The following is a 15065-nucleotide window of genomic DNA, read 5'->3' as shown; positions in this document are numbered from 1 at the left end:
CGCGCGTTGCGCCATCGGAGTGGCGGACTCCCAAGTCGGAATCGTGTCGCCGCCCTATCTTTGTGTTTGAGCATCGGATTTTCCCCAAAACCGGTTTCCACTTTTGGGCTCGATGCTCTAGACGTGACAGGCACCTTTTCCGGAATACCGATGGCGGGAGGCGCTGGTGGAAGGCCAGGACGAACAGACGACCGGCGCCAGGGCCGCTGAGGACAGCCACGCCGACATTTATGGCGAGGACGGCGCCATTCTGTCATCGTTCCTTGCCGCGATCGGCGCCGCGATCGCCGATCGCGACACGCTGACGCTGAAGCGTGAAGTCGACGACCTGCACCAATCGGAACTCGGCGACCTGATCGAGGCGCTTCATCCCGAACAGCGCCGCGCGCTGGTCGAATTGTTGGGCGCCGACTTCGACTTTTCCGCGCTGACCGAGGTCGATGAGGCGATCCGCCGCGACATCGTCGACAGCCTGCCCAACGCCCAGATTGCCCAGGGGGTGCAGGACCTAGATTCCGACGACGCGGTCTACATCCTCGAGGATCTCGAAAAGGAAGACCAGGACGAGATCCTGTCGCAACTGCCGTTCACCGAGCGGATCAGGCTGCGCCGCTCGCTCGACTATCCCGAAGAGACCGCCGGCCGCCGCATGCAGACGGAGTTCGTCGCGGTGCCGCCATTCTGGACGATCGGCCAGACCATCGACTACATGCGCGAGGACAACAACCTTCCCGACCGCTTCAGCCAGATTTTCGTCATTGATCCGAGCTTCAAGCTGCTCGGCGCCATCGACCTCGACCAGATCCTGCGCACCAAGCGCTCGATCAAGGTCGAAGAGGTGATGCATGAGACCAGGCACGCTATTCCGGCGACGATGGACCAGGAAGAGGCGGCGCGCGAATTCGAACAATACGACCTTCTCTCCGCTGCTGTCGTCGACGAGAACGAGCGGCTGGTCGGCGTGCTGACCATCGACGACGTGGTTGACGTCATCCAGCAGGAAGCCGAGGAGGATCTGCTGCGCATGGGCGGTGTCGGCGACGAAGAACTGTCGGACAGCATCCTCTCGACCTCGCGCTCGCGCGTTCCGTGGCTGCTCGTCAACCTGCTGACGGCGTTCCTGGCGGCCTCGGTGATCGGCCTGTTCGACCGCACGATCGAGCACATCGTGGCGCTGGCCGTGCTGATGCCGATCGTCGCGGGCATGGGCGGCAATGCCGGCTCGCAGACCATGACGGTCACGGTGCGGGCGCTGGCGACCAGGGACCTTGATATCTACAATGCCGGCCGCATCATCCGCCGCGAGATGGGGGTGGGCTTCATCAACGGCATCATCTTTGCCATCCTGATCGGCATCGTCGCGGCCGCCTGGTTCCGCGATCCCAACCTGGGCGGCATCATCGCCGCGGCGATGATCATCAACATGTTCGTGGCCGCACTGGCCGGCATCCTGATCCCGCTGCTGCTCGACCGGTTCAAGATCGATCCGGCCGTGGCTTCGGCGGTTTTCGTCACGACGGTCACCGACGTCGTCGGCTTCTTTGCCTTTCTCGGCCTCGCCACCTGGTGGTTCGGCGTGTGAGCGACGCCGCTCAATTGACTTTTACGTAAATGCCATGCGAGATTTTGGAACTGCCCATCGGCCGATTCTGACAAGCGCGCGGACGATAACGAGGCCGCATGGTGGAACTCGCAGCGTGGCCGGGCATTTGGGGTGATGATGCGGGAATATTATTCGATAACCGAACTGACCCGCGAATTCGATGTTTCGACGCGGACGCTGCGCTTCTACGAGGACGAGGGGCTGGTGCAGCCGGTACGGCGCGGCCGCACGCGGCTGTTTCGCCCGTCGGACCGGCACCTCATCCGCCAGATCATGCGCGGCAAGAGGCTCGGCTTTTCGATCAACGAAATCCGCGAAATCATCCAGATGTACAAGGAGCCGCCGGGGGAGGTCGGTCAACTCAACCTGATGATCAAGCGCATCGAGGAAAAGCGCGAGGATCTGCGCCAGAAGCGCCGCGACCTCGAAGAGACCCTGGCCGAACTCGACCAGGCCGAGGAATCCTGCGTCGAGCGGTTGGTGGAGCTCGGCGTCAACACCTGAAGCTCAAATCCAGCGCCGCACCTTTTTTGCGTAATCCCGGTATTTCTTGCCGAATTTCGCCGTCAGGACTTTTTCCTCGCCCTCGATCGCCATTTTCTGCGTTGCGAAGGCCGCGATGATCGCCAGCGGCAGGAACCATACGATCCCCGAGATAAGGGCGACGCCGATCATCAGCAGCGTGTTGGCCAGATAGATCGGATTGCGGCTGACGGCGAAGGGGCCCGTCGTCACCAGGTGGTCCGGCACGGCGTTTGGGTGAAGCGTCGTCTTTGCCCGGATCATGGTGCGGATCGCCGTGTACCAGAGTGAGACGACGCCGAACAATGCCACCCAGCCGGCCGCGAACAGGATGTCGCCCAAAAGGCCTCCGATCCACGGCAGCGGATAGAGCAAGCCAAGCGCGATGCTGACGGCGATGGCCGCGACATAGATCAGCGGCGGCCATGGTATGAGCCCGGGTCTTGGCTGCCGCGGTTTCAGTTGCCCAGATTTCTGTTGATGGTCGGTCACTGTGCTCCTCCCTCCATCAAAGTGCTGTCGGCTTTGGCCGTGCAGATGCCGGCAAGCTCGCCGAGATGCGCCTTCCATTGTGCAGCCTGATCGTTGCTGTAGAGCCGATCAAGCGTGGCTTCGCCCTCGAGCGTATCGAGCATGCACACACAATAGCTGGTGCAGAACTCCGTGTCGCGCGATTGCTCGCACGATGTCTGGCACTCTTTCAGGAACGTCACTTGCCTGGTTTCGACCGGTGCCGGCATGACTTGCGAAAGCAGCCAGACCGAGCCGATCAGCACCGGCTGGTGGATCAGATAGAAGGCGAGGCTGTGCCGGCCGATAAAGACCAGCGGATTGGTCCAGCGGCCGGGCGTCAGGCCCGCCAGCCGCGTCAGCACGCCGGAAGCGGAGGCGAGTTTTGCCGCTGCGATGCCGACAAGCACAGCGCCGAACCACGGAAGCAGCGGGACATAGTCGTTGGAGCGCGGGTTGGTTGCCGACAGGCCGACCCACCACAGGGCCGGATGATCGAAGATCTCAGACCTGAGGTAGAGCGGCGCGGTGATGACGAAAGCTGCGACAACCAGCGTCAGCAGCGCGGGCAGCCGCAGAAACGCCAGGCCGAGCAGGCTGGCCAGCGCGATCTCGTGCAGGATGCCGAAGAAGATGAAGCTGTCGGGCGTGAAAAATCTTGTGGCGGCCGATATGGCGAGCGCAGCCCCGGCGACCATGGCGAAGCGTTTCCAAAAGCCGTTCCAGCGGATTTGTTTGCCATGGGCGAGGAACAGGCTGACGCCGACGAGGAACAGGAAGGTCGAAGCGATGCAGCGCGCGTAGAACTTCCACCAACCGACGGCTGTCAGGCCGGGATCGGTGTAGCCGAAGAATTCGAGATCCCAGGTGAAATGGTAGCTCGCCATGGCAAGCAAGGCGATGCCGCGCGCGACGTCGATGGTGATGATGCGCCTGGATCGGTCTTGAACGGCCGGCGTAGGAATGTTCATGGTCTCGCAATTCTGATTCAGTGCTGCAAGACGACTATCATGGTTGCCCCGGACAAAAGAAGGCGGGCCAAACCCCTTCGATGGTCAGGGCTTAGGCTGAAGCGCTTCGTGGCGCTGACGCAGCCAGTTGTGGAAGCGGTGCAAATCATGTTCCTCGGCATCAGCACGCCCGCCTTGTGGCGCATCGAGCGCAGGCCCTTCTGGTTGATCGCGCATATCAGCGTCCTCCTCCCAGCAGCTGCCGGCCGAAGGCGACGATGTTATCGACGTCCACCGTTGGATCGGCGAGCGCCTCGCGAAAAAAGCCATTCGGCGGTCAGTTCGGTCTGCTCCGGGCCGAGCGGCACCAGCCGCACGGTCCTGACATAGTCGACGTGGCCGACGATGAATATCGACGGCAGGTTGGTGGCATAAGTCTGTCCGGCGGCACGCTCAGGCGAAGTCAGGTCGGGAAAGACAGGGCCGTGGACGCGGCCGTCGCGCGACCAGGTCTCGGCTCCGGCCCGCAGGCCGCCGGAAAACTCCGGCGCATCATTGTCGGCGTGACGGGCCCATTCGGGGTCGTCGTGCCGCTCCATCAGGCCGCGGCCATAGATCGGCACCAGCCTCGACAGGTCCTTGTGGACACCTGGGCAATGCAGGCACTCGTTGAAGTTCTCCCAGAAGATCTTCCAGTTGCAGTTCATCACCGTGCGCAGCACATGGCCGGTCACCAGCGTTTCCAGCGGCCAGTTGGCGAGATTGCCGGATGCGGGATCGAAGGATGTTTCGGCCGTACCGGCGGCATCTTCCGCCAGATTGACGAAGACAAAACCACGCCACACCGACAGCGCCACGCGGTAGAGTGGATGATCGGCCTTGTCGAAGCCTTCAGGCAGCGATTTCGACGGCACGCGTACGAGATCGCCGCGCAGCGAATAGGACCAGGCGTGATAGGGGCAGGTGATGAGCCGCGCCTTCAGCCGTCCTTCGCTCTCCCGGCAGAGCTGCGAGCCGCGGTGTCGGCAGGTGTTGTGGAAGGCGCGAAGCGCGCCGGTCTCGTCGCGCAGCACGACGATCTCCTGGGTGCCGATACGGAACGTCCTGAACGCCAGCGGCTGGGCGAGGTCGGTCTCGCGGCAGACGACCAGCCAGCTTCGATACCAGATGGCGTCGAGATCGCGCTGATAGGCCTCGACGTCCCAGTAGGCTGACGACGGCAGCGTCGGTTCAACTCGCGTCAAACCATTATAGCGATCGCGCTCGCTCGGGCTGGGCTGCATGACCGGCTCCTGTGACACGCCAGCCGACACCCGGCCGCAAAAATTGTCAATTGCGGCGCCGGGCGGCCGGTTTGCCGAACGGCGCATTCGCGCTGGTAGCTGGCGGAATTTGGTTTGCCGGGCGGCACGATTCTGCCTATAGTCGCGGCCGTCGTCGGTTCCGTTTTGGAACCAAGAGGGAATGCGGTGAGGGCGAATTGTTTGCCCAATGCCGTGGCTGCCCCCGCAACTGTGTGCGGTAGTCCTCTCCATATGCCACTGAAGAGTCTCTTCGAAGATCTCTTCGGGAAGGTGGGGAAGGGCGCTGATCCGCGAGCCAGGAGACCTGCCGGCGACAGGAGAACTGACTTCTATGCCCTCGGGTGGAGGGCGAAAGGACAAGACATGAATACCGCTTCCGTCTCGCTCGGCGCTTCCGTCTCCTCGCAGTCGCGTTTCGTGCAGTTGGCGCTCGCTGCATTTCTCGGCGTTTTCGTCATGGGTTTTGTCGGCTTCTCGCATATCGATGCGGTCCACAATGCCGCCCACGACTACCGCCATTCGATGGGCTTTCCCTGCCACTGACGAGGGCTGACACAATGACACTGTTTCGCAACGTCGTGTTCATCGCGGCGATCGCAGGGCTTGTGGCCGGCGTCGTTCTCGCCTGCATGCAGGCCTTTGCCACGGTGCCGCTCATCCTCAAGGCGGAAGTCTACGAACAGGCCGGCGGTGGTCACACGCATGACCATATCGCGGCGAACACCACGGACGCCAATGCCATGAGCCGCGCCGAACCGGGCGAAGCTGCCGTCCCGGAAGACGAAGGCTGGGCGCCGGCCGACGGTTTCGAGCGCTTCACCTTCAACGTCGTTGCCAATGTCGTCACCGGCATCGGCTTTGCGCTGATCCTGGTCGCCGCTTCGGAGTTCGCCGGCGGCATCGGCAATTGGCGTCAGGGCGTGTTCTGGGGCTTTGCCGGCTTTGCCGTGTTCACGCTGGCGCCGAACCTTGGCCTGCCGCCCGAACTGCCGGCGATGCCGGCGGCCGATCTCAGCCAGCGCCAGATCTGGTGGACGGCGACGGTGGTGGTGACCGCGGCCGGTCTCGGCCTGCTCGCCTTCCGCAAGTCGCTGCCGCTGGCGGTGATTGCCGTGGCGTTGATCGTGGCGCCGCATATTGTCGGCGCGCCGCAGCCCGACAGTTTCGAATCGCCGATCCCGGAACGCCTGCACCACCAGTTCGTGGTGGCGGTGACGCTGACCAATCTGGCGTTCTGGCTGGTGCTCGGCGCTGTCGTCGGCTTGGTGCGCGGCCGCTTGAGCGGCACCGCAACCGGCCTGCGCGATAGCCTTGCCTGATCGCGCTGCTCCAGGCAGCAAGCTGACGCTGGTCATCGGCGGTGCACGCTCGGGCAAGAGCGCGCATGCCGAAAGATTGGCGATGGCCTCCCCGGCGCCGTGGGCCTATATCGCCACGGCGCAAGCCTATGACGACGAGATGCGCGAACGCATCGCGCTGCACCGGGCGCGGCGCGGCGACGGCTGGACGACCATCGACGCGCCGCTCGATCTCGTCGGCGCGATCGAGGCGCTGCCTGACGGCCGGCCCGTCCTGATCGACTGCCTGACGCTGTGGCTGACCAACCATATGCTGGCCGAACGCGACATTGAGGCCGAATGCCGAGGCCTGGCGGATGTGCTGTCGCGGCCGCGCGGGCCGTGGTTCGTGGTTTGCAACGAAGTCGGGCAGGGCATCGTGCCCGACAATGCGCTTGCCCGCCGGTTTCGCGATGCCGCGGGCCGGCTCAACCAGCAGGTCGCCGCCGTGGCCGAAACGGTGCTGCTGATGGTGGCGGGATTGCCGCTCAAGGTGAAGTGATATGACCGATATCGACGACAGGGACGAGGAACGCCACCGCGCCAAAATGGCCAAGCGCAAGGCGGTGCAGGACGCCGAGGTCGCGGCCAAGACGGTCGAGAAGGGACTGCTGATCGTCAACACCGGCCCCGGCAAGGGCAAGACCACTGCCGCTTTCGGGCTGGCGCTGAGGATGCTCGGCTACGGCAGGCGCGTCGGCGTCGTCCAGTTCATCAAGGGCAAATGGCATACCGGCGAGAAGGACGCCTTTGCCGCTTTCGGCGACCGGGTCGTCTGGTACACGATGGGCGAGGGTTTCACCTGGGAGACGCAGGATCTGAGGCGCGACATCGCCGCCGCCGAGGCCGCCTGGGCCAAAGCGCTCGAGTTGATGGCCGATCCATCGATCAGCCTTCTGGTGCTCGACGAGTTGAACATCGCGCTGCGCTATGAGTACCTCGATTTGGACAAGGTGGTGGCGGCGCTGAAAGGCCGGCGCGAAAACCTGCATATCGTCGTCACCGGTCGTAACGCCAAGCCGGCGCTGGTCGATGCCGCCGATCTGGTCACCGAGATGGGCGTGACCAAGCATCACTTTTCCGCAGGCGTGAAGGCGCAGCAAGGCATAGAGTTCTGAGCCATTGGATATGCGAGGAGCGTGCCAAGCTGCTGATCTCCCCCTTGCGGAGGAGATGGCCGGCAGGCCAGCGGGGGTGCTGTCCCCGGCACTCTCAAGACTTGGGTTCCTCGCCCACCGCGAAGCGGGGGAGAGGTGGCCGCGAAGCGGCCGGAGAGGGGGCCTTCGTAGAGCGCGGTTCCCCTCTCCGTCTCGGCTTCGCCGAGCCACCTCTCCCCACATTCGTGGGGCGAGGAACCCAAGCTGGAATGAAGCCGTGCTCCGGCACACCCCTCTGCCTGCCACGGCTACTTTGTTCTTGCTTTGTGCCGGCAGTTGTGCTAGTGATTTCTGCATGGTGCTGATTTGCGCCAGCGACCCCGCTCCTTGAGGCGGGTTTTTTATTTTAGCGGATCTCGACCGGCGCAGATCTGGGCTGCACGTCACGCAACGATGACGGTCACCGACAGCAGACCGAACAGCGCTATCAGCAGAAAGTCGGCAACCCGATAGAGTCTTAGCGCTCGCCTGATGTCCATGCTCTCGACATCGCGGCGGCCGCCTTCGCCCATGAACGCGTCGTCGACCATGACGCCGTCGTAGGAGCGTGGCCCGGCCAGCGCCAGGCCGAGGGCGCCGGCCATCGCCGCTTCCGGCCAGCCGGCATTGGGCGAGCGGTGCTTTTTCGCGTCGCGCCGCATGGTGCGCCAGGCGTTGCCGGCATCGGCGTCTTTGACGAGGAAGGCGGCCAGCACGATGAGCAGTGCGGTCAGCCGCGACGCCGGCAGGTTGATCAGATCGTCGAAGCGCGCCGCCGCCCGGCCGAAGGCCTCGTGACGCCGCGTGCGGTGGCCGATCATCGAATCGGCGGTGTTGGCGGCCTTGTAGGCGACGCCGCCGGCCAGCCCGCCGACGCCTATCCAGAAGACGGGCGCGACGACGCCGTCGGAGAAATTCTCGGCAAGGCTTTCGATCGCCGCGCGGCAGACGCCGGCTCTGTCGAGCTTTTCCGGATCGCGGCCGACGATCTGCGAGACGGCAACACGGCCGATGTCGAGTCCGCCATTGTCGAGTCCGTCGGCCACCGCCTCGACATGCTCGGCCAGGCTCTTCTGCGACAGCAGCGATGTCGCCAGGAGCGCGGTGAGGATCAATCCGGCTGGAATGCCCGCAAGCATGGTTTCCACCGCGAAAGCGATGGTGGCTGGCACCAGCACGATGATCAGCAGCGCATGAACACCGCGCCGACGACGCCGGGCGTCGGAATTAGTATCGCGGTTGAGCCTCCGGTCGAGAAAGGATATCAGCCTGCCGAACCAGGTGACGGGATGGCCGACGGCGCCAAGCAGCCAGCTGGGATAGCCGACAGCCAATTCAACAAGCAGTGACAGGAAAGCGATCAGGATCGACATGAAGTCTCTTGATGGAGCGGCGGCAGTGGTGGATCACGGCGGAAGCCTTGGCCGGGCGAGGGCGCTTTTTCCGCATGCGCCTCAGCCCTTCGTCGACCTCTCGACCGGTATCAATCCGCACTCCTATCCGTTTTTCGAGCTGCCCGCCACCGCCCTGTCGAGATTGCCGGAAGCCGCGCGGGTCCGTGATCTGGCTGATGTCGCGGCAAGCGCCTATGGCGCGCCATCGGCGGCCAATGTGGTGGCAGCGCCGGGCACGCAGATCCTGTTGCCGCGTGTCGCTTCGCTGGTCAGCCCCGGCAAGGCGCTGGTACTCGGGCCGACCTATGCCGAACATCAGCGGGCAGCGGCAATCGGCGGTCATGCGGTGACGGAGATCGATGATTTCGAGGCCCTGGCAGGAGCCGACCTTGCCATCGTCGTCAACCCCAACAATCCGGACGGTCGCATCGTCGAACGCAAGAAGCTGCTTGCGCTTGCCGAAAAATTGCGCGCCAGAGGCGGGTTGCTGGTCGTCGACGAGGCGTTCATGGATGTCGGCCCGCTTGGCGAAAGCCTGGCCGGCGATGTCGAGCAAGGCGGCATCGTCGTGCTGCGCTCCTTCGGCAAGTTTTTTGGCCTTGCCGGCCTGCGGCTCGGCTTTGCACTGGCCGATGCGCTAACCGTCGAACGGCTTGAGGCGCAGTTCGGGCCGTGGGCGGTTGCCGGTCCGGCGCTCGAATATGGCATCCGCGCGCTTGCCGACAGCGGCTGGCAGGCCGAAATACGTCGCCGTCTGGCCAGGGATGCGGCACGGCTCGATACGCTGTTCGGCCGCTTCGGCGTCGCTGTGGCCGGCGGCACCACGCTGTTCCGCTATATCAGGCTGAGGGACGCCGCCGGTCTGTTTTCGGTGCTTGGCGAGCGCGGCATCCTGCTTCGGCATTTTTCCGGCCGGCCGGAGGTGCTGCGCGCCGGGCTTCCGGGACCGGACGAGGAATGGCAGCGGCTCGAATCGGCTCTTGCCGCCTGGGTGCAACAGCGCGACGATGATGCCTAAAGCGCGTCGCAATTGGACGGACTCATGCGACGCGCTTTAAGCACTTGTTTTTATGCATGTCGTTATCGCAAAACCGCTGCGCACTTTTGCGCGACATGCATTGGGAGATCAAGCAATGATCCATGTCTGTTCGCTTTCAAAAGTCGAGGAAACTGTCGCGAAGACCGGGGCCGAGCGGTTGCTTTCGCTGCTGGCCGCCGGCACCGAGGTGACGCGGCCGGCGTCGATCGCCCGGGAGAACCATCTGCACCTGGTCATGCACGATATCGCGGTGGCGCAGGAGGGCATGACCATGCCGGGTGAGGAGCATGTCCGCAACCTGCTCGATTTCGCGCGCCGATGGGATCGTGCAAGGCCGCTGGTCGTGCATTGCTATGCCGGTATCAGCCGGTCGACAGCCTCGGCCTACATCATCGCGGCGGCATTGGCGCCGCAGCGCTGCGAGGTCGAGTTGGCTGAGACGCTGCGTGCACTGTCGCCCACCGCAACACCCAATCCGCGGCTGATCGCGGTCGCCGACGCGTTGCTCGATCGCAACGGCCGCATGACCCGTGCGATCCAGGTGATCGGGCGCGGCGCCGAGGCCTTCGAAGGCACGCCTTTTGAGCTGAAGATCGACGGCTAGCGCGTGTTGATATTCAGGTGATGCCGGCCTGCGAAAGACGGTTTTCTGCGCTTCCGGTGCTCACGTACCAAAATGTACGCTGCGCTCCGGTTCTCGAAACCCATCATTCTCGGCTCGGCCTGACCTGAATCTCAACACACCCTGGTCTAGGGTTTTAAGCCAACCAATCTGCAAGCTTCGCTTTGCGCACATCTTTCAACAGGCTGATGAAGCCGTCGGCCTGATGGTTGGCGGTGAGCCGGCCCTTTTCGGCCGTTGCAATGCTGGCGTCGCCGACCACGCCGTTCGGGTTGAGGTCGGTGGCGATCCAGGCGAAGGCGTGCGTTCCGGTGTGGCGCAGCAGCGCAAATTCCTTTTCGGCGCGGGCGACGTTGGACACGAAATTGTCGGCCTTTGCCATGTCGACGAGATCCGGCCGGAAATGCAGCATCAGCGAGGTCTCGACATCGCCGCCATGGATTCCTTGGCGATCCTCAAGCTCGGTATACATGCCGGCCGGCCGGCCAAAGCGCTGCCAGCTCGTCTTCACCGTCAGCATCTTTGCACGCACGCGCAATTCGCGGGTGATGATGCCCATGATCTCCTCGTTGCCGCCATGCGAGTTGACGACGATCAGTTTCCTGACGCCGGCGCGCGCGATCGACAGGCCAAGCTCGGTCCAGGCCTCGATCAAGGTAGCCGCCGGCAAGGTGAGGGTTCCCGGCGCATGCAGGTGTTCGTTCGACTTGCCCACTGCCTGGACGGGCAGGATGCGGATGTCGAGATCGCCTGGCAGGCGCGCGATTACGGTCTCGAGCATGCCGGTCATGATCGAGGTGTCGGTGGAAACCGGCAGATGCGGCCCGTGCTGTTCGATCGCCGCCACCGGCAGAACCGCGATCGTCGCCTCCGGATCGATGGTGGCGTATTCGGTGGTCCGGTAGTCGCCCCACCACACGCGTTTCGTTGTTCCGGCCATTTTGAACCTCGAGGAACTGGCGGCGTTGGCGCTGCCCCTCACCCTTACCCTCTCCCCGTAAAGAACGGGGAGAGGAGGATCGCCGGCGTTGGAGCTTGTCCCTTCTCCCCGTCACTATACGGGGAGAAGGTGCCGGCAGGCGGATGAGGGGCAGCGCCAACCTGATTTCGTTTAACTTGAGATCGCTGGCCTGTCGATTCTCAGCCTTCGGCCAGCGCTCCTCACCCAGCCGCGATGACCTCGATCTCGATCTTGAATTCCGGCCGCGCGAAACCGGATACGATCATCAGCGTCGAAGCCGGCGCTGGGCTGGTGAACAGGCGATCGCGAACGTCCATATAGGGTTTCAGGAAGGCGCGGTCGGTGACATAGGCGTTGATGCGGACGATGTCGGAAAGTCCAAGCCCGGCGTCGCCGAGAATCGCCGCGGTGTTTTGAAAACAGAGCTCGGCCTGCGCGCCGGCATCCTCCGGGATCTGATCGTCCGGAGTGATGGCGACCTGGCCAGAACACAGCACCAGCCGCTTGCCGGGCGGCACCTCGACGCCATGGCTGTAGCGGGCAAAGGGCGGCTTGATCGACTTCGGCGTCAGGAATTTGAACATGAAAATCTCCAGTCTACTGCCAGCGTAAAGCCGGATTAGGCGAGCCCTCAAGATGCAGTGCATACTATCAGGGCGATTCTGGACAGGCGTTCAAAAAATAGGCACGATGCCTTCGGTTCAGTAGGACCCGTCCGGCCTTGGCGCGCCACCGTTGCGCAGGCGGGCGGTCCGGGTGATGGCATGTGTCTTGCATCTTGAATTGATGGTGCTTGAATCGATGGTGTCGAGCCGGCGCGCGGCGCGCCGGAGCCAACTGAGGGTGGTGTGGATGGACGGAAAACTCAAGATTTCGGCTGGCGCGATCGTGCTGCTTACCGCAAGCACGCTGAGTGCGGCAGCAACCGAAAAAGTCACCTTCGGCACCAACTGGCTCGCCCAGGCCGAGCACGGCGGCTATTATCAGGCGGTCGCTGATGGCACCTATGCCGCTTGCGGGCTCGACGTGACGATCATGCAAGGTGGCCCGCAGGTCAGCGGGCGGCCGCTGCTGCTTGCCGGCAAGATCGACTTCTACATGGGCGGCAACATGCTGCAGGCCTTCGACGCCGTGCAGCAGGAGATTCCGCTGCGCGTCGTCGCCGCCTCGTTCCAGAAAGAGCCGCAGGTGATCATGAGCCATCCTGGTCAGGGGCTCGACAGATGGGAGGATCTGAAGAACGCGGATCAGTACATCATTGGCGACGAAGGTGCACAGAGCTACTTCCAGTGGATGATCACGGAGTTCGGCTTCGATCCGGCCAAGCGCGTGCCCTATACGTTCAACCCCGCACCTTTCATCGCCAATCCGAAGTCGATCCAGCAGGGTTACGTGACCTCGGAGCCCTTCGCCGTCGCCAAGGAAGGCGGCTTCCAGCCCAATCTGTTCCTGCTCGCCGAGTACGGCTTCGACACCTATGCGACGACGATCGAGACCATGCAGGCGACAATCGACAAGCGGCCGGAGGTGGTTCAGTGCTTCGTCGATGGCTCGGCCAAGGGCTGGTACAACTATCTCTACGGCGACAACGCTGCCGCCAACGCGGCGATCAAGAAAGATAACCCCGACATCAGCGACGAGCAGATCGCGTTTTCGATCGAGCAGATGAAGAAATTCGGCATCGTTGATTCCGGCGACACGGAAAAACTCGGCATCGGCGCGATGACCGACGCGCGCATCCAGAGCTTCTATGACAAGATGGTGAAGGCTAAGGTCGTGCCGGCCGACGTCGACATCAAGAAGTCCTACACGCTGGCCTTCGTCAACAAGGGCGTCGGTATCGACCTGAAGAAATAGCACCCGGGCATGATGCAGGAGAAATTGGCGCAAGCGCCGGCAAGCGCATCGGGCAAAGGTCCGATGCTGCTGGCGCTGCGCGGCGTCGGCAAGGTCTTTTCCAACGGCGTGACAGCGCTCAGCGACGTCGACCTGACGATCCGGGAAGGCGACTTCCTCAGCCTTCTTGGCCCGTCCGGCTGTGGCAAGTCGACGGCCTTGCGCCTCATCGCCGGTCTTGCAACGCCGACCTCCGGCTTGCTCGACTGGCGCGGCAGCAGCGCCGCCGATCGCTCTGACATCGGCTTCGTCTTTCAGGAACCGACGTTGCTGCCGTGGGCCGAGGTCTTCGACAATGTCTGGCTGCCGCTGCGGCTGAGGGGCGTGTCGCGGGCCAAGGCTGCGCCTGTCGTGATGCAGATGCTGGCGCGAGTTCACCTGAGCGGCTTCGAGAAAGCTGTGCCGCGCGAATTGTCCGGCGGCATGAAGATGCGCGTCTCGATCGCCCGCGCCATGGTGACCAAGCCGCGCGTGCTTTTGATGGACGAGCCATTTGCGGCATTGGACGAGATCACCCGCTTCAAACTCAACAACGATCTTCTGGAACTGTGGCAGGACGAGCGTTTCACCGTCGTCTTCGTGACCCACAGCGTCTTCGAAAGCGTTTTTCTCTCCAATCGCGTCGTCGTCATGGCGGCGCGACCGGGCCGGGTCTTCAAAGAGCTCGCCATCGATGCCTCCTATCCGCGCAACGAGGCCTTCCGCACTTCGCCCAACTATGCCGCGCTCTGCCGCCAAGCATCCGATGTGCTGATCGGCGCCATCAACTCAACCGCCGGACCGCATTATGACGGCCATTGAAGAGCACGCGCTGACGCTCGATCCAGAGGAGGCGCGTCGCGTGCGCCAGGAGCGGCTCGAGCGGATCGGCAGATGGCTGCTGCCGCTGGCGATCATGGTCCTGGCGATCTGGCTGTGGGACCGCATCTGCATCTGGAACGACATCCCGAAATATATCCTGCCGCGCCCCGGTGTGGTGCTGCAGACGCTGTTCGACGATGCCGGGTTGCTGTTCTCCTCCCTGCTGGTGACGCTCAGGATCACCTTCCTCAGCCTGCTTCTGGCCGTCATCGGCGGCGTCGGGCTAGCGGTGCTGTTCGCGCAATCGAAATGGGTGGAGATGTCGTTCTTCCCTTTCGCCATCGTCCTGCAGGTGACGCCGATCGTCGCGATCTTTCCGCTGATCAACATCTATGTCGACAACCAGACGACGAAGCTTCTGCTGTGTGCCTGGATCGTCGCCTTCTTCCCGATCCTGTCCAACACGACGCTCGGCCTCAACTCGGTCGACCGCAATCTGCGCGACATGTTCAGGCTTAACGGCGCGAGCCGCTGGCAGCAATTGCGCTACCTGCGCCTGCCGGCGGCGATGCCCTATTTCCTCGGCGGGCTGAAGATCGCCGGCGGCCTGTCGCTGATCGGCGCGGTGGTGGCGGAGTTCGTCGCCGGGGCCCAGGGACAGTCGTCGGGGCTGGCCTCGCGCATCATCGAGGCCGGTTACCGGCTCAACGCACCGCGGCTGTTCGCGGCGCTGATCCTGATCTCGTTCACCGGCATTCTGATCTTCCTGGTGCTGTCGCTGATCTCGCATCTGATCCTGCGACGCTGGCATGAGAGTGCGCTGAAGCAGGAGCGATGAAATGTTGGAGCAAGGCACCCCCCTCTGTCCTGCCGGACATCTCCCCCTCAAGGGGGGAGATGGGCAGGTTCGCCCATGGCGCTCGTCTTGCAACGTTGGTGATTGGCGAAATCCTAGATGGCATCCAATCTCCCCCCTTGAGGGGAAGATGT

General features: G+C 63.4%; 18 protein-coding genes and 1 riboswitch. Of the genes, 11 read left to right on the top strand and 7 right to left on the bottom strand.

Annotated elements, in window-relative coordinates; translation table 11 throughout:
- Positions 1 to 166: 166 nt before the first annotated feature.
- Together mgtE and NMG70_RS21980 are read left to right on the top strand one after the other, a co-directional pair.
- Complete coding sequence (gene mgtE, locus NMG70_RS21985) at positions 167 to 1582, top strand: magnesium transporter (RefSeq protein ID WP_254026465.1); 1416 nt, start codon at positions 167 to 169, stop codon at positions 1580 to 1582.
- A 138-nt stretch (positions 1583 to 1720) separates the two neighbouring features.
- Complete coding sequence (locus tag NMG70_RS21980) at positions 1721 to 2107, top strand: MerR family transcriptional regulator (protein ID WP_023685221.1); 387 nt, start codon at positions 1721 to 1723, stop codon at positions 2105 to 2107.
- Between the two features lie 3 nt (positions 2108 to 2110).
- Here NMG70_RS21980 and NMG70_RS21975 read toward each other — a convergent pair whose 3' ends face one another.
- The 4 genes from NMG70_RS21975 to NMG70_RS21965 all read right to left on the bottom strand — a co-directional run bounded on the left by NMG70_RS21975 (position 2111) and on the right by NMG70_RS21965 (position 4868).
- Positions 2111 to 2617 (bottom strand): methyltransferase family protein, encoded by a 507-nt coding sequence (locus NMG70_RS21975; RefSeq protein WP_436798436.1) that lies wholly within the window; start codon positions 2615 to 2617, stop codon positions 2111 to 2113.
- Entirely contained in the window at positions 2614 to 3606 is a 993-nt protein-coding gene (locus NMG70_RS21970; RefSeq protein WP_254026464.1) for an acetyltransferase domain-containing protein, read from the bottom strand. Before NMG70_RS21970 ends, NMG70_RS21975 begins: the two co-directional genes overlap by 4 nt.
- An 84-nt stretch (positions 3607 to 3690) precedes the next feature.
- Positions 3691 to 3822: a hypothetical protein gene (locus tag NMG70_RS32690; protein ID WP_301555173.1), complete on the bottom strand. Its 132-nt coding sequence runs from the start codon at positions 3820 to 3822 to the stop codon at positions 3691 to 3693.
- A 44-nt stretch (positions 3823 to 3866) separates the two neighbouring features.
- Entirely contained in the window at positions 3867 to 4868 is a 1002-nt protein-coding gene (locus tag NMG70_RS21965) for an aromatic ring-hydroxylating oxygenase subunit alpha (RefSeq protein ID WP_254026463.1), read from the bottom strand.
- Between the two features lie 138 nt (positions 4869 to 5006).
- A riboswitch (cobalamin riboswitch) is annotated at positions 5007 to 5215 on the top strand.
- A gap of 37 nt (positions 5216 to 5252) precedes the next feature.
- Between NMG70_RS21965 and NMG70_RS21960 the strand changes: the two genes are divergently transcribed.
- The 4 genes from NMG70_RS21960 to cobO are packed head-to-tail and all read left to right on the top strand — an operon-like array spanning position 5253 to position 7344.
- Positions 5253 to 5432: a CbtB domain-containing protein gene (locus NMG70_RS21960; RefSeq protein WP_023798882.1), complete on the top strand. Its 180-nt coding sequence runs from the start codon at positions 5253 to 5255 to the stop codon at positions 5430 to 5432.
- A 14-nt stretch (positions 5433 to 5446) separates the two neighbouring features.
- Positions 5447 to 6208 (top strand): CbtA family protein, encoded by a 762-nt coding sequence (locus NMG70_RS21955; RefSeq protein WP_254026462.1) that lies wholly within the window; start codon positions 5447 to 5449, stop codon positions 6206 to 6208.
- A gap of 22 nt (positions 6209 to 6230) precedes the next feature.
- On the top strand, positions 6231 to 6728 hold the full coding sequence (gene cobU, locus NMG70_RS21950; RefSeq protein WP_436798442.1) for a bifunctional adenosylcobinamide kinase/adenosylcobinamide-phosphate guanylyltransferase: 498 nt from the start codon (positions 6231 to 6233) through the stop codon (positions 6726 to 6728).
- Position 6729: 1 nt separating this feature from the next.
- Positions 6730 to 7344, top strand: coding sequence for a cob(I)yrinic acid a,c-diamide adenosyltransferase (gene cobO, locus NMG70_RS21945; RefSeq protein WP_254026460.1), 615 nt, complete (start codon positions 6730 to 6732; stop codon positions 7342 to 7344).
- Between the two features lie 422 nt (positions 7345 to 7766).
- On the opposite strand, the gene cbiB is transcribed toward cobO, so the two are convergent.
- Entirely contained in the window at positions 7767 to 8735 is a 969-nt protein-coding gene (gene cbiB / locus NMG70_RS21940; protein ID WP_254026459.1) for an adenosylcobinamide-phosphate synthase CbiB, read from the bottom strand.
- Between cbiB and cobD the strand changes: the two genes are divergently transcribed.
- Together cobD and NMG70_RS21930 are read left to right on the top strand one after the other, a co-directional pair.
- Positions 8734 to 9774: a threonine-phosphate decarboxylase CobD gene (cobD, locus tag NMG70_RS21935; protein WP_254026458.1), complete on the top strand. Its 1041-nt coding sequence runs from the start codon at positions 8734 to 8736 to the stop codon at positions 9772 to 9774. The genes cbiB and cobD overlap by 2 nt on opposite strands.
- A 115-nt stretch (positions 9775 to 9889) precedes the next feature.
- On the top strand, positions 9890 to 10399 hold the full coding sequence (locus NMG70_RS21930) for a tyrosine phosphatase family protein (protein WP_254026457.1): 510 nt from the start codon (positions 9890 to 9892) through the stop codon (positions 10397 to 10399).
- A gap of 154 nt (positions 10400 to 10553) precedes the next feature.
- On the opposite strand, the gene NMG70_RS21925 is transcribed toward NMG70_RS21930, so the two are convergent.
- Entirely contained in the window at positions 10554 to 11357 is an 804-nt protein-coding gene (locus tag NMG70_RS21925) for a creatininase family protein (protein WP_254026456.1), read from the bottom strand.
- A 221-nt stretch (positions 11358 to 11578) separates the two neighbouring features.
- Positions 11579 to 11962, bottom strand: a complete 384-nt coding sequence (locus tag NMG70_RS21920; RefSeq protein ID WP_254026455.1) for a RidA family protein — start codon at positions 11960 to 11962, stop codon at positions 11579 to 11581.
- 268 nt (positions 11963 to 12230) lie between these two features.
- On the opposite strand from NMG70_RS21920, the gene NMG70_RS21915 reads away from it, so the two are divergent.
- Genes NMG70_RS21915 through NMG70_RS21905 form a run of 3 tightly spaced genes read left to right on the top strand, consistent with a single transcriptional unit; the run spans position 12231 to position 14913 of the window.
- Positions 12231 to 13235, top strand: a complete 1005-nt coding sequence (locus NMG70_RS21915; protein WP_254026454.1) for an ABC transporter substrate-binding protein — start codon at positions 12231 to 12233, stop codon at positions 13233 to 13235.
- Positions 13236 to 13244: 9 nt separating this feature from the next.
- Entirely contained in the window at positions 13245 to 14075 is an 831-nt protein-coding gene (locus tag NMG70_RS21910; protein ID WP_254026453.1) for an ABC transporter ATP-binding protein, read from the top strand.
- Positions 14062 to 14913 (top strand): ABC transporter permease, encoded by an 852-nt coding sequence (locus tag NMG70_RS21905; RefSeq protein ID WP_254026452.1) that lies wholly within the window; start codon positions 14062 to 14064, stop codon positions 14911 to 14913. Before NMG70_RS21910 ends, NMG70_RS21905 begins: the two co-directional genes overlap by 14 nt.
- Positions 14914 to 15065: the final 152 nt, after the last annotated feature.

It is taken from the genome of Mesorhizobium ventifaucium (assembly GCF_935822925.1).
Lineage (GTDB): Bacteria > Pseudomonadota > Alphaproteobacteria > Rhizobiales > Rhizobiaceae > Mesorhizobium > Mesorhizobium ventifaucium.
This window is presented reverse-complemented; position numbering and strand designations above follow the sequence as displayed.